General features: G+C 37.7%; 13 protein-coding genes and 1 pseudogene. 10 read left to right on the forward strand and 4 right to left on the reverse strand.

Annotated features, from left to right (window positions below; translation table 11 throughout):
- The first annotated feature begins 132 nt into the window (after positions 1-132).
- Entirely contained in the window at positions 133-471 is a 339-nt protein-coding gene (locus IV84_RS11200; protein WP_046871462.1) for a hypothetical protein, read from the forward strand.
- 7 nt (positions 472-478) lie between these two features.
- On the opposite strand, the gene IV84_RS03780 is transcribed toward IV84_RS11200, so the two are convergent.
- Positions 479-889: an MDR/zinc-dependent alcohol dehydrogenase-like family protein gene (locus tag IV84_RS03780; protein ID WP_052694503.1), complete on the reverse strand. Its 411-nt coding sequence runs from the start codon at positions 887-889 to the stop codon at positions 479-481.
- Positions 890-1,091: 202 nt separating this feature from the next.
- Between IV84_RS03780 and IV84_RS03785 the strand changes: the two genes are divergently transcribed.
- From IV84_RS03785 to IV84_RS03805, 5 genes and pseudogenes are all read left to right on the forward strand, one after another.
- Positions 1,092-1,976: an ABC transporter ATP-binding protein gene (locus IV84_RS03785; protein ID WP_046871461.1), complete on the forward strand. Its 885-nt coding sequence runs from the start codon at positions 1,092-1,094 to the stop codon at positions 1,974-1,976.
- Positions 1,976-2,740: an ABC transporter permease gene (locus IV84_RS03790; RefSeq protein WP_046871460.1), complete on the forward strand. Its 765-nt coding sequence runs from the start codon at positions 1,976-1,978 to the stop codon at positions 2,738-2,740. Before IV84_RS03785 ends, IV84_RS03790 begins: the two co-directional genes overlap by 1 nt.
- Positions 2,741-2,744: 4 nt before the next feature.
- Positions 2,745-3,831, forward strand: a pseudogene (locus IV84_RS03795) (sensor histidine kinase).
- Between the two features lie 6 nt (positions 3,832-3,837).
- On the forward strand, positions 3,838-4,446 hold the full coding sequence (locus IV84_RS03800; RefSeq protein WP_046871458.1) for a response regulator transcription factor: 609 nt from the start codon (positions 3,838-3,840) through the stop codon (positions 4,444-4,446).
- A 287-nt stretch (positions 4,447-4,733) separates the two neighbouring features.
- Positions 4,734-5,198: a GNAT family N-acetyltransferase gene (locus IV84_RS03805; RefSeq protein WP_046871457.1), complete on the forward strand. Its 465-nt coding sequence runs from the start codon at positions 4,734-4,736 to the stop codon at positions 5,196-5,198.
- Positions 5,199-5,248: 50 nt separating this feature from the next.
- Here IV84_RS03805 and IV84_RS03810 read toward each other — a convergent pair whose 3' ends face one another.
- From IV84_RS03810 to IV84_RS03820, 3 genes are all read right to left on the reverse strand, one after another.
- Positions 5,249-5,806 carry an alpha/beta hydrolase gene (locus IV84_RS03810; RefSeq protein ID WP_100212863.1) on the reverse strand — a complete coding sequence of 186 codons (558 nt, stop codon included), beginning with the start codon at positions 5,804-5,806 and terminating at the stop codon, positions 5,249-5,251.
- 65 nt (positions 5,807-5,871) lie between these two features.
- A complete protein-coding gene (locus IV84_RS03815) occupies positions 5,872-6,840 on the reverse strand; it encodes a ring-cleaving dioxygenase (protein ID WP_056986127.1) in 969 nt (322 codons plus the stop codon).
- 160 nt (positions 6,841-7,000) lie between these two features.
- Positions 7,001-7,636 carry an NAD(P)H-binding protein gene (locus IV84_RS03820; RefSeq protein ID WP_046871455.1) on the reverse strand — a complete coding sequence of 212 codons (636 nt, stop codon included), beginning with the start codon at positions 7,634-7,636 and terminating at the stop codon, positions 7,001-7,003.
- Between the two features lie 168 nt (positions 7,637-7,804).
- Between IV84_RS03820 and IV84_RS03825 the strand changes: the two genes are divergently transcribed.
- From IV84_RS03825 to IV84_RS03840, 4 genes are all read left to right on the forward strand, one after another.
- Positions 7,805-8,380 carry a TetR/AcrR family transcriptional regulator gene (locus IV84_RS03825; protein ID WP_052694502.1) on the forward strand — a complete coding sequence of 192 codons (576 nt, stop codon included), beginning with the start codon at positions 7,805-7,807 and terminating at the stop codon, positions 8,378-8,380.
- Positions 8,381-8,414: 34 nt separating this feature from the next.
- The gene (locus IV84_RS03830) at positions 8,415-8,969 is read left to right on the forward strand and encodes a hypothetical protein (protein ID WP_052694501.1); all 555 of its coding nucleotides are present in this window, start codon (positions 8,415-8,417) and stop codon (positions 8,967-8,969) included.
- Between the two features lie 105 nt (positions 8,970-9,074).
- Positions 9,075-9,827, forward strand: coding sequence for an SDR family oxidoreductase (locus tag IV84_RS03835; protein WP_046871454.1), 753 nt, complete (start codon positions 9,075-9,077; stop codon positions 9,825-9,827).
- 239 nt (positions 9,828-10,066) lie between these two features.
- Entirely contained in the window at positions 10,067-13,738 is a 3,672-nt protein-coding gene (locus tag IV84_RS03840) for an MBG domain-containing protein (protein ID WP_056986128.1), read from the forward strand.
- Positions 13,739-13,744: the final 6 nt, after the last annotated feature.

Consider the following 13,744-nt stretch of genomic DNA (forward strand, 5'->3'; position numbering starts at 1 on the left):
GCACTTTTTATTTTTTTCCGTTTTTTCGCCAATTGGACGAATAATCATTCATAAAGCCATTAAAAACCACTTGTAAACCACAAAGAAGTCCTGTAATATAATTTTTAATTGTAGGATTAGGAGGAGATTAATATGCTGGTTTGGAAGGGTAAAGGACTTTTAGTCATCCTTTCAGGAATTATTGGAGGGATGGCAGCAGGCGCGATTAGTAGCCTAATTGCTAATATTGGGGTCTCGGAGTCGTTAGAATATGCCGTCATGTGGATTGCGTGGGGACTAGCAGCGGCTGGGGTTAATTATTTGTTATGTCGGTGGTTTGTTTCTACGGAGAAAAGAATTTATGTGGATGAACAAACTGGGCAGCGGGTGGAGGTTTCCGATAACTCGTCCTTATTTTTTATCCGGAATCGAATTTGGACATACATATTTGCGATTCTTTTCTGCGGACTGGGATTACTGCAGACTATTTAGGGATTTTCTAATAATTCAATTTAAACGCCACGACATTGAAATTGCAGGTTAAAAACTCGCTATAATAAAGGGAAACATCTTTAGGAACCGGAAAGATAATGGGTGTAATCTGTGAATTAATTAGTTCACTAGCTGTTCCGCCTGGATTAGCGCCAAAGACCGCCTGACCAATCAACTTTTTGTTTCTTAATGCTTCCACATCTTGGACAATCCCCGTAAAACTATAACCAATCACGGTGGGAAGCTGAACAGGATGAATATTTTGTAAAAATCCTTCTTCTCCTAACCAGTCCCAAGGCAAAATGGGGACGTATTTAGTTTGAATAATTGCTGAAAAGGGCGATACTTTGGGTTCCTCAATTGATCTAATTTTAAGTTCGCAAATTCCGCCAAAGGTTTCCTGGATAATTTGTTTCATCGTCAATGTTCCTCCTTTATTTAATAGGCATAGTGTAACGTGATCTATGCTGAGTAATAAAATCAGAATACTGATAAAATTTTTTTCAGGATTAAAACTGGGTTCCTAATTTTTATGACATTTGTCATATTGAAAAGGTGACAAATGGAACTGGGCCGATGATTTCCTTGTTGATATGATTATATCAAGGAGGTCAGGAGAAATGAAAACACTTATTGAAGCAACTCATTTAAAATTTAATTATGGGCAAAAATCAGTTTTAAAAGATATTAGTTTTAGGGTGAATTCTGGCGAAATCATTGGTTTGATTGGAGAAAATGGTGCCGGAAAAACAACCTTGTTAAATATTTTACTCGGCTTGTATCCAACAACTGGTGACGTTGTTTTGTTTGGAAAGCAACCAGGTAGTAAAGTTGGAAAGGCACACATTGGTTCCATGCTCCAAACGGATATGGTTATTCAGGGTGTCACCGTTTCAGAGTTATTAGCCGAAATAGCTTCCTGCTATGAAACGTCATTTTCACCAGAGCAACTGATTAAAGAATTACATCTAACAACGTTTGCCAAAGAACGATTAACCAATTTATCAGGTGGCCAGTTACGCCAGGTGACGTTTGCAATTGCCTTGATTGGTAATCCTGATCTGTTGTTTTTAGACGAACCCACAGTTGGGATGGATGTGCAAGCACGTCAATCTTTTTGGCATCGAATTCGACTTCTTAAACAGCAAGGAAAAACAATTGTCATTACCAGCCATTATTTAAACGAAATTCAAGAAGTTGCTGATCGGATATTGGTGATGAAAAATGGTCAATTTATTTTTCAGGGTTCTTTTAATGACTTGCAGAACCAACATCAACGCGTAGAAATTGTGTTTCAGACCGAGCGGGCATCAGACGTGTTTAAAGTGTTACCGCATGTGACGGAAATTAATAAAAGTGATGGCAACATTCATATTCGGAGTACTGATGGGGATGCCACGTTATATGCACTAATGAAAAATTTTAAACACCTGCATCAGATAACCGTTACTCGTGAATCTCTAGAAACAATTTTCGTCCAATTAACCAACCAGGAGGTAAAATGATGAAACATTTGATGAGTCAATTAAGTTTTGATGGTAGACGTCTAATTTTACGTAATGCCTCGTTTTTATTTTTTTCACTTTTAATGCCAGCTGGCTTTTATCTTTTATTTACACGAGTCATGATTGTTGGAACCACGGCCGAAATGCAGGTTTTTAACGTGACTTATATGGGTAGTATGATTGTTTATAGTGGCTTGATTAGTGCCGCATTCAGCGTGGCGTCTATTCTAAAACATGACCGTGACCAAGGATTTGTCAATTTGCTGAATTTAACCCCGCGTGGATTGACGACGTATTACGTTTCTATTGCGTTATGGAGCTTAGTGATGACGACTTTGGCAATTGGTGTCATTGGCGGGCTAGCAATGGGAGTCAATCACGTGTCACTTTCAGGTGGACAATGGCTGGGAGTTCTAGGAGTTTCCCTGTTTGGTCAAATCCCCCTTCTGATCATGGGAGCCATGATGGCATTTATTCAACATACAGAAACGTTAGGGCTGGTTAGCAATCTCGTTACCTTTCCGATGGCCATTGTTAGTGGATTATGGTGGTCAATTTCATTACTGCCAGATTGGTTACAACAAATTGGGAAAGTAATGCCCGCTTATTTCACCAACAGTCTGTTAGAAAAAGTGACCACAGGTGGTGAAATTGAGTTAAATTCGGTGATTGGAATCGTGCTGTGGAGTTTGATTTTATTTGCGACCATGATATTAATTTCAAAACTAACACATAAATGGGGTGTGAAGGTTGGCAGAGCATAGGTGGATGAAAAATTTTAAAAAACGAAAAGCAACTGGATACATATGGCTAGTTTATTTGCCATTTGCAATGTCAGACTATTTTCCAATCAAATCTCAAACAGATTGGTTCTGGGTGGGGATGGGCTTGCTGTTTTTGGTAAGTTATGTTTTGGTGACCGAAGTGCCACGCTGGCATGTCATTACAATGCCATTAGAATTATTGATAACCGGTATTTTTTCAATCTTTGCTTTTAATAATTATTTGATTATTTTTCCCGGTTGGCAAATTGCCTCGCTTTTGGCCCGGCGCCCGAAGAAATATTTCCATTGGTTTCTGGGTGCCTATTATTTATTTATAATTAGTGGCCTTATTCGCTATAATAGCTATTATCCGGGGATCCTCAGTTTTCATAATATGAATGGTGGGCCTTTTATTTCCATTGATATCTCCAATTTTTGCATACAGTTTAGCCAGGTCAATGGTTCGCCAAAATCAATTGCACCAAACTAATCGACGCCTACAAACGATTGTTCAACGAGATGAACGCGAACGAATTGCCCGTGATTTACATGACACGCTCGGACAAAGCTTTTCAATGATCACAATTAAAACGGAATTAGCTAAGAAATTGTTACAAAAGGCGCCAGAAAAAGTTGTCCCCGAACTCGATGATATCGAGAAAACAAGTCGCCAGAATCTACAAATGGTGAGGAAAATTGTGAATGATCTTCATCAAAAATCGATTAGTGAAACATTGCTGGAACAGAGTAAAAATCTGGCCGCGGCTGAAGTTCTTCTAACGACTAACAACGAAGAAATGGCTTTGAAATGGCCCACAGTGATTCAAGGACGGTTTACGGCGGCAATGACAGAAGCCCTGACCAATGTGATTCGCCATGCTAAAGCTCAGTCGGTTCAGATAAGCTTTACAAGCGATGCTAGACATTATCAAGTTTTGATTCAAGATGATGGCCGAGGTCATAAGTTCGAACGCAGTGGTTCAAATGGTATTCGGGGGATGCGGGCGCGGATGTTAGAAGGTAACGGAAAATTTGAAATCGTGCGTAATCGCAAAGGAACGTTGGTAACTCTAAGCCTGCCAAAGGAGTAGAAATTAATGATCACAATTTATTTAGCTGAGGATCAAGGAATGCTAAACTCAGCACTTTCACAATTACTGGAACTAGAAGATGATTTGCATGTTGTGGGGACTGCGACCGATGGCAATACTGCTTGGCAAGAAATTAGCCAGTTAGCCCCCGATGTGGCCATTTTGGATATTGAAATGCCTCAGCTAACTGGGTTAGACGTGGCAGATCACATTCACACTGCTCAGCTCGCAACCAAGGTCGTGATTTTAACCACATTTGCGCAGAAGGCTTATTTTGAACGGGCGGTTCAAGCGCAGGTGGCTGGATATTTATTAAAAGATAGTCCTAGTAATGATTTGGTTGCAGCTATTCGCCAGGTAATGACTGGTAAAACAACGTATGCACCAGAATTAGTGGTCAACATGTTATCGGCCGATAGTAATCCGCTCACTAAGCGAGAGTTAGCGGTGTTAACGGCAGCGGATGAAGGAAAGCCCACAAAAGAAATTGCGACAAGCTTGTTTCTGTCTGATGGTACAGTGCGCAATTATTTATCGTCTATTTTTAGTAAATTAGGTGTCCATAATCGCATTGAGGCCGTTCAAATCGCAAAGAAAAATAAATGGTTAAAGTAAAAATATAAAAGTTTTGAAGTTGATTATTAATTTAGTTAAATAATAAGAAACCAAATTTTGAAGGATTTTCTTATTGTTATGTTCTAATTGAAGTTGTTTTTAAGTACCGAGTCAAGTTAGCGGATGATAAAGACCTATTCTGGCATGGGAGTGTTTTTAATCTGTAATTAAATGAATGCGCTAATAAAAGTATTTTTTTTAAAACCAGAAGTGAATCAGAAAGTATGAATTAATCAATAGTTTTCGGAAATTTGAAGCTAAAAAACAGTTACATAAGAGACCGGAGATTGATAAAAGTAAATGATATTGTTAGTTTCTATACTATTTCTGCTAGTTATACTCCAGTTTTAAAAAATTGGCGAAAGAAACATCTTTCATTGAATACTGGCAGAACCAGTACCACTTATTTAAATTTTGATATTTCCTTCTTTGCGGTGAATAGTAAATATCAGGACTCAGGTATGGGGCGATTGACAATGAAACATTTATTATTAAATACGTATAGTCGATTAATGCCAGTTGTCGGTGTTTCCTTAGTGACGTTAGACGCACTAAAAACTGCAGTAGACTTTTACACGCGACTTGGTTTTATCGAATATTCTCAAGAGCCTATGAGAAAATCGATTACACCCTTGGCTATTTTTACTTCTGACATAGGTAACATACTTGATTTGAAGAAAAATAATCATGATAAGGAAATAGATATGTTAGAAGGCTCTTTAAAGAATTTTGTGTCATTCAAAAAAGAGTAAAATAAAAGCTCAGCAAACCTAATTTTAAACTAGGTTTACTGAGCTTTTATTTAGCTTATGTGGGCAGTTACCCAAGCTTTAGCACTAACTAATTCAGGTTCATTAATATTATGCGACTGTTCGTGTTCAAAAATTGAAACGTCTGCATGAGTACCAGTGAGAGACTGCATCAATTCGTCAAAGTTGGTTTTAGAAACAATTGGATCCTGCTCGCCATGAGATCCCCATATACTAATCTTGGATAAATCAGGTAAGTCAACAGTGGGTGTGAGCAACATAGGATGAAACAAAACGGCTTTTTTGAAACGGGGCCGTTTTGTTAGCCACGCATAAGCAGCGACATTGGCACCGTTTGAGTAACCAACTACAATCATCTTTTCTTGATCGAGATGATATTGCTCAGTATAGGTGTCAATGGTTTCTAGCAGCCAATCTGTTTCAGAATTCAAACTGTTTAAATCAAAGCTACCATCTGCCGTGTGGTTAAAATACCGCGTTTGACCATTTTCAATTAAACGTCCTCGAATCCCTAATTGCGGGCTAGTAGGCAAAAGGTAACTGGCAATTTTTGATAAGTCTTGCTCATCGCCACCTGTACCGTGAAGCATTAAAATTGGTGCGGTGTCAGATTAACCGGGTTTGAAGAAAATATGGGTCTGTTCGTCAGCCATAGCTAATCCTCCGTTTTTTGTTCTGTGTTAAAGCCAGCCAGATGAGCCTCAATATCTTCACGCTGATCTTCCAAGAAAGGTGGTAACTCCAAGTGAACACCAGCTTCTTCATATGTTTCATCGAGTAAGAAACCAGGTCCATCTGTAGCAATTTCGAAGAGAACGCCACGACCAGGACGGAAGTACTCAGATTTGAAGTAGAAACGATCTACCAAACCAGATTGTGCAAGCCGGGCCTCTTGAATTCGTTTGATCCACCAATTCAAGCTTTCGGCATCTTCCGTCCGAAAAGCAATATGATGAACCGTGCCAAAACCTTGGAATTGATCGGGAAGCACAACACTCGTTTCTGTAACAATTTGAGCGCCGTGACCACCATCATGTAATTCATAAAGCGTTTTGCCGTCTTCTGTTGCAAGTTTTGTGAAGCCCATAACTTCTGTCAAAACTTGGTTTAACTGCTCAGGATAATTAACAGTGACGAAGGAAGGGCCAAGACCACTGATTGCATATTCGGCTGGCACAGGGCTGTGGCGATAGGGGTCTCCAGCAGGAACGCCATGATTGATTTCGTCAGAAACTAGTTGATATTGTTGATCATCAAAATCATAGAAATAAAGATATTTGGACCCAAATCGGGTTTTAATTTCATTATGGCGAACATTGAATTCGTTAAAACGAGCTTGCCACCAATCCAGGGCCTTATCATTAGGAACGCGGAAACCAATGCGGGTAATTCCGTTTTTTCCTTGTTTTCCTTTAGGAATTCCTGGAAAATCGAAGAAAGTTAAATCAGTCCCAGCTTTACCCATATCATCAGTGAAGTAGAGGTGGTAGGTACGAACGTCGTCTTGATTAACAGTTTTTTTAATTAAATGTAAGCCCAAAATTTCTGTCATGAATTTAAAAATCTTTGGCGAGCTAGAAGTAATAGCGGTAATGTGATGAAGCCCAATTAAATTTGTGTTCATAGTGATTGCCTCCTTGGCTAATGATTTTCTATTTGTTGACCACAGTATACTCGCTTACAAAAAGTAAGTAAACTGTTTTTTACTTTTTATAATTTTTTTACAATAAAAAACACGCTCAAAATCGCATCAGACGATTTAGCGTGTCTTAATTTTTGAAAAGCTAATCATCAACTACAGTGAATTGTTGATGAACATGTTTAGGGGCTTTTAACTCATCAAGCAAGGCAGCAGCAAAATTCCCAAATGAAACTTGAGATTTACCACTTTTATCGGTCATGATTTTGTTAGTACCTAATCGGAACTTTGTCTTGTCACCAGCGACAAAGTCATTTTGAGGGGTCATAACTGTCCATTTTACATTATCAATCCATTGCAAAAACTGGAGTTCATGAACTTGTTGTAGGGGAGTCTCAATCCAAGGCTGTCCAGCAAAGGTTTTTAGGATATTATCAATTTGAAAAGAACCATCGTCTCCTACTAAAGAACTTGCCCCGGAGATAAATACTAATTGGGTGTGATCATTATCACGAAAAAGACTAACTAATTTTGTTGCAAGATCTAAGTTTAAATAGGCCGGCTGAAGAGCAGAGGCGTTGACGATGGCGTCAAAATCGCTTAAGTCAGTTTTGGTAAGTGCAAGGGCATCTTTTTCAAGAACGTCTATATCGTTCCCAAGCATTTGTTTTGCTTTGGCGGCATTACGAACAATGGCTGTGGCTTCATGACCACGAGTTCGAGCTTCTTTAAAAATAACACGACCGACATTTCCTGTAGCACCAATAATTCCAATTTTCATAAATATTCTCCTTATATTTGCCAAGGTCAATCAAAGTTTTAAGCTTGCTATAAGTTATATTGATTGATGGACGTTGAAGTTTTATAGTAAACTTAGTTATTAAGTTTACAGCAGATTATAAACTTAGCCATTAAGTTTATCAAGAAAAAATCCCAAGTGGAGGAAATAATGAAAAAAAGAATTTTAAATGAGGAACGTGTCTTGACCGCTGCTACTGAGCTTGCGGCTGAAAGTGGTTTTGAAGCGATTACGTTAAGTCGAGTTGCCAAACGGTTAGATATCCAGCCCCAATCGATGTATCGGTATACAAAAAATACAGAAGATTTGCGAGCTAAGGTTTTCGCTAAAAGTATGCAAGAATTGGTGGATTACCTTTATCAGTCTTTAATTGGATTAAGCGGAACCACAGCGCTTGAACAATTAACCTACACCGTGGCATTTGGTGAATATAGTGAAGTTATTCCACACGACTTTGCCGCGGTTTCCAAATATTTAAAATATCCCGATGTTGCGACCCAGTATAATCGTTTGTATGCTATGTTGCCTTTATATTTAGCTCAAATTGCTCATGACCCAGAGATAATTCGACGCGGGACTTCGCTACTCTCTGATTTCATGCTCGGAGAATCAGTCAATGCGCATAATAATGGTGCTGATAACATTGAAGTTAGACAGGCCGATTTTAGAAAGAATGTCACGCAAATCTTGGGAATGTTAGCGAAATCGTCAAGGAAGAAGGCTTAGGAGTATTCCACGTTAGGATTACTCATTAATTAAAATGGCAAAAATATTTTTGGATGCACAATTTAAAATTGATAAACGCAAACAACAAACAGAGGCCAAACTAATTCAGGCTCTTAAGCAAAAATGGCAGGATGGGACTCAATTTAATCAAATTGATATTAAGGATTTATGCGAAAGTGCGAATGTTTCACGGGCAACCTTTTATCGACATCACGAAGGAATTGAGGATGTGGTGTTTGTCCAATTTTTAATTGCCATTTCTGAGTTTGAACAAAAAATTGATGTGTTAAATCGCGTGAATTTTGAGAATGGAAGTATCACAATTGTGGATATGATTTATGCTAATCTTGACCTATTTAAAATGGTGAAATGGAGTCATATGCAGATTAAAGTTCAAGCGTTATTTAGCGGAACGGCTTTGAAAATCTTAATCTCAAGGGATTACTCAAAGGAAGCTAAACATTTTATTAGTGATTACCTAGGAACGGCCATTTTGAATTTTGCCCAGCGAGTTGCTGATGCTAAGGAACCAATAACAAAGGCAGAAGCATTGAGATTATATAGATTATTATTACCAAGTCGTTTATGAGACAAAAGGTGCTTATTTGTTTTACTACGAGGCTTATTAAATTTAAAAATTGTGGTAGGATAGTTGCGATATGAATTATTATTTTGTAATTGGAGGAATTTAAACATGAATGATAAAGAAGTATTAACACTAATTACCGGTGCTGATAAGGGAGTTGGCTTTGAAACGGCCAAAGAACTTGGTCAAAAGGGCCAACATATTTTGTTAGGATCGCGTAATGTATCACGTGGAGAAAAAGCGGTCAGCAAATTAGCTGATTTAGGAGTCAATGCAGACCTTGTTCAACTAGATGTGACTGATCAAGAAAGTATCAAAAAGGCTGCTGATAAAATCAAGGCTGATTACGGTCATCTTGATATTTTGATTAATAATGCGGGAATGACAAATGATGCTCATCAAAAACCTTCGGAAATGCCTACAGCGACAATTCGAGAAGAATATGATGTGAATTTCTTTGGTTTGCTCGATACAACCCAAGCGATGGTGCCGTTATTGAAAAAAGCAACTTCAGGAAAAATCATTAATGTATCTAGTAATATGGGATCTTTGACATTAGCTAGTGATCCTAAGTCGCGTTTTTACCAAGTTAGCTCAGTAGGTTACCAATCTTCAAAGGCAGCAGTTAACTTTGTAACGATTGATTTGAGTAAAGAATTAAAAGAATTTGGCATCACAGTTAATTCCGTTAATCCTGGTTGGACGGCGACTGGTTTTGGTGGTCGTTCGCTTGATAGCCCTAAGATCCCTGGGATGCAAGATGTTGAAGAAGGCGCCGCCCGGATCGTTGAATTGGCATCTGATCCAGATAATAAGACGACCGGAACCTTTAGTGAAAATGGTGGCACATTGCCTTGGTAATGACTATATCTGAATTGATTTGTCTGAGAAATAGTTAAAGCATCTAAAAATTACGTTAATCTAACTCTGAGTGAAGGCCAGCAGCGAACTGCTGACCTTTTTTTATGAAAACACATTTAGAAATAGGTGCTGATGCTATAAGGAATTATTTTTGAACAACGTTTCTATATGACTTTTAGTGCTACAATGTAAGCGGATTATGATGATGTAATTGATTTTTAACTAGTGGAGGCATAAAAATGTGTATGAAAAATGAAAAAGTTCACTATAAAATGTATAAGGCAGGTCGTCGCTGGTTAGTTGCCGGATTGACGACGATGGTTATTTTTGTTGGCGGTGGAACTGTTATGGCAGACACAGTGTCATCTGTAAATCAAGATTCAAATACATCTAAAACAGAGAGTAGCGTTACTAAAGGCTCCTCAGAGAGTGTGGCTGACAGTCGCACCTCTTCGGTACACACGCAAAAGGGTTCAACAGAGGCTGATTCAACAAATGAGTCTACTATTAAAACATCTAATAAAACATTTAAAAATGAAGATGAAAAGTCTCAAAAAATTATAAATCAGAAAAGTACGACGAAATCTACAAAAAATGTGGATTCTTCTGATTTGGCATCAAACAAAAAATTAACTAGTCAGAATGCAGGATCTACGTCTACTGTAAAAGCTACAGGGCAGAATTCATCTGTAAACCAGGAGTCTAGCAATTCTGTAGTTGCAAAAGTTAATTCTGTGCAGTCTGTTGCTAATACGGTTAAAAAAGATCCTTCAAATTCAACAGAAAATGGGAATGCTCAAGGTACAGGTACTAATAAATCACTGAATAGTGCGGTGCAACAAAACCAAAAATTTGATGCAGCCACTGTAAAATCTGTTTCGAATGTCAAAACAGATGACACAACTGGGGTCACAGATCCTCAAATTACTGTTGACAATGATGAATTATGGTCAGGATTAAGTTCTATGCACGTTGATTTAGCATTGAATTATACAGATACTACTAACGTTCCTAAGGGGACAATTATTATACTGCATTTTACTAATCCTAATGTGATTGATTGGGAAAATTTGAAAACAATTTCTCTACCAAAATATTTAACGCAAACAGTTAATGCAACTACTGGAAGTATATCATTAGTTTATAATAACGATATCTTGGATCAAAGTGGTAAGTTGGGGATTAGCTATACCGTCCCAGTTATTAATACTGGGGAAACTTATGTAGATGCTAGTTTGATTACCCCTGACAAGCAGGTGATTGATTTTAATGTTCCGCAAACTGCAATTTCAGTTAACAAGATGGCCTCAGAAACTAGTTCCATTACCACATATTGGCCAGGTGGTGCAAACTACGGTGTTACAGGTGCCGCAACCTTGCTGAATAATACAAATACACCTCAGCCGGAAAATGATCCAACCGTCGATTCTTATGGTAATAAAAATAATATTGTATCAGTCGGCTCGTTCACTGAAGACGGAACTACTTTACCAGCTATGATTGATTTGAACTTTAATTGGACTGGCGATATTTATTCGCAATTAAAGCAAATTAGTTCTGCAGATACAATGAGTCAGTATATTAATGCTGACGGTTCAATCAATTATAGTAGTACTGATCCAGATGATTTGGGGCTATTCGCAATTGTGCTAAAAGTTAGTGGTAATTTAGATTTAACCACAGATGATATTCAACTTTATATGCCAGAAACAAATAAAAATGTCACAGATGATTATTATGTTGAGTCATTAGGATCTGGGATATTCGGGATTATGCTTAAAGCAAATAGCGAAATTTCATCCGTTGCAGCAAATTATCCCCATACTGTCGTTTATTTAACACCAAAAGTAACAGGGCCTTTAGCTGAAGCAACTGTTCCTAGCAGTACAAGTTCAATTTTTACGAATGTTATTTGGTATCCTTCAGATGCACCAACAAAATATGTTCAGGATCAAACTTTATTAGAACCAGTTTGGTCGCCTGATGCGTATTCTACTAGTTTTGTTCCAAAAATTTCAGGATTTTCGGATCAAACAATTACCGCAGGTCAGCCGATTACGCAAGCTACCATACTACGAGGAGTAACTGCTAATGATGTTGAAGACGGTGATTTAACAAGTAAATTGAAAGTTATTGACTTTGGTGGATTAGATCTGAATAATCCTGTTGCAGGTGAATATACAGTAGAAATTAGCGTTGAGGATTCTGATGGTAATATTGTTCAGGCATCTGCAAAAATTACAGTTCCATCTTTAAAAACATTTGTCATTACAGAAAAGTTTCAGGATACCAATGGCTCTACAATTTCGCCTGATGTAGTGGTTGACATGCAGGAAGGAGCTTATCAACAATTTTCAGCGCCTATTATTAACGGATATAGTTTTGTTTCCGTAGATAACAATCCTGATATTGTGGCGGTTGCAAATGAAACATTGATTTTTACTTATAAGAAAATTTCAGAAAATGGTACGGCAACTTTATCCGGAGAAGATAGTAAGATTTATGATGGTAAAGTTGGCCAGATTAATCCTAACAAATATGTAATTACCTTGAGTAATGGTGAACGCTATCAGTTAACAGCCAATGATCTCCAGTTTGTTGAGGCTAATCCCACGGCAGTGGGCAGTTATCATGTTGCGTTAAGTCAACAAGGATTAACCGATTTGAATAACGTTGATCAGAATTATATTTATTCAACTGATTCCGTAACTGGTCAAGGGCAACATCAAATAATACCAGCTGCTGTTCAGGCAACATTATCTGGAAAAGATAGTAAGATTTATGATGGCAAAGTTGGCCAGATTAATCCGAATAAATATGAAATTACCTTGAGTAACGGTGAAAGCTATCAGTTGACGGCTTCCGATTTGCGATTTGTTGAAGCTAATCCCACGGCAGTGGGCAGTTATCATGTTGTGTTAAGTCAACAAGGATTAACCGATTTGAATAACGTTGATCAGAATTATATTTATTCAACTGATTCCGTAACTGGCCAAGGACAATATCAAATAACACCAGCAGCTGTACAGGCAACATTATCTGGAAAAGATAGTAAGATTTATGATGGCAAAATTGGTCAAATCAATCCGAATAAATATGTAATTACCTTGAGTAATGGTGAAAGCTATCAGTTAACGGCTGCCGATCTGCGATTTGTTGAAGCTAATCCCACGGCAGTGGGCAGTTATCATGTTGCGTTAAGTCAACAAGGATTAACCGATTTGAATAACGTTGATCAGAATTATGTTTATAAAGCTGATTCCGTAACCGGGCAAGGACAATATCAAATAACACCAGTTGTTGTTCAGGCGACTTTATCTGGAAAAGATAGTAAAATTTATGATGGCAAAGTTGGTCAGATTAATCCTAACAAATATGTAATTACCTTGAGTAACGGTGAAAGCTATCAGTTAACAGCCAATGATCTCCAGTTTGTTGAGGTTAATCCCACAGCAGTGGGCAATTATCATGTTATGTTAAGCCAACAAGGATTAATAGACTTGAATAACGTTGATCATAACTATGTATATACACGAAATTCTGTTATAGGGCAGGGTAGTTATGAAATTATTTCGAATCATTCGGGGAATAATGGTAAGCCAGCTATAAAACCTGGAAAAATTAATGATAATAAAAAGGTAAATACCGCAGTTTCAAATTTTTCCAATATACATCAAAATATTTATAACAAAATGTTACCTAATGGAATGGTTAAACAGGGAGAATCGGTATCTATTGGAATTAAAAAAACTAGCAAGCAATTAACTGGAAAAGCAAAACATTTGTCAGTTAAGACGCTTTCTAAGCGGAATGTTAAATTGCCACAAACAGATGAAGCAAATGACAGCATATTAGCAGTTATTGGGTTAGCTATTTTAACGTCTTTTGTCAAGGGCAGTTTAAAAATGTAGGTTTTC

It is taken from the genome of Pediococcus damnosus (assembly GCF_001437255.1).
Taxonomy (GTDB): Bacteria; Bacillota; Bacilli; order Lactobacillales; family Lactobacillaceae; genus Pediococcus; species Pediococcus damnosus.